The following is a 366-nucleotide window of genomic DNA, read 5'->3' as shown; positions in this document are numbered from 1 at the left end:
ATNNTCTGCTTCGGCAACCTGATGCGCGAGAGCGGCGTGGTGGAGCGGCTGAGCGATACGGTGCAGAACGCGCTGATCAACATCGTCACCATCTTCCTCGGGCTGTCGGTGGGGGCCAAGCTGGTGGCGGACAAGTTCCTGCAGCCGCAGACGCTGGGGATCCTGGTGCTGGGGGTGATCGCCTTCTGCGTGGGGACCGCCGCCGGGGTGCTGATGGCGAAGCTGATGAACGTGTTCAGCCGGCACAAAATCAACCCGCTGATCGGCTCGGCGGGGGTGTCGGCGGTGCCGATGGCGGCGCGGGTGTCGAACAAGGTGGGTCTGGAAGCGGACGGGCAGAACTTCCTGCTGATGCACGCGATNGGC

General features: G+C 65.6%; 1 protein-coding gene. It reads left to right on the top strand.

Annotated features, from left to right (window positions below):
* Positions 1-366 (top strand): sodium ion-translocating decarboxylase subunit beta (locus VZP09_RS24885; RefSeq protein WP_328795325.1); only part of this gene is annotated, 366 nt, incomplete at both ends.

Origin of the sequence: Klebsiella sp. EMBS2024, from assembly GCF_036233805.1 — a bacterium.
Lineage (GTDB): Bacteria > Pseudomonadota > Gammaproteobacteria > Enterobacterales > Enterobacteriaceae > Klebsiella > Klebsiella pneumoniae.
Note: the sequence above shows the minus strand (reverse complement) of the source record. Positions and strands in the feature narration are given on the sequence as shown.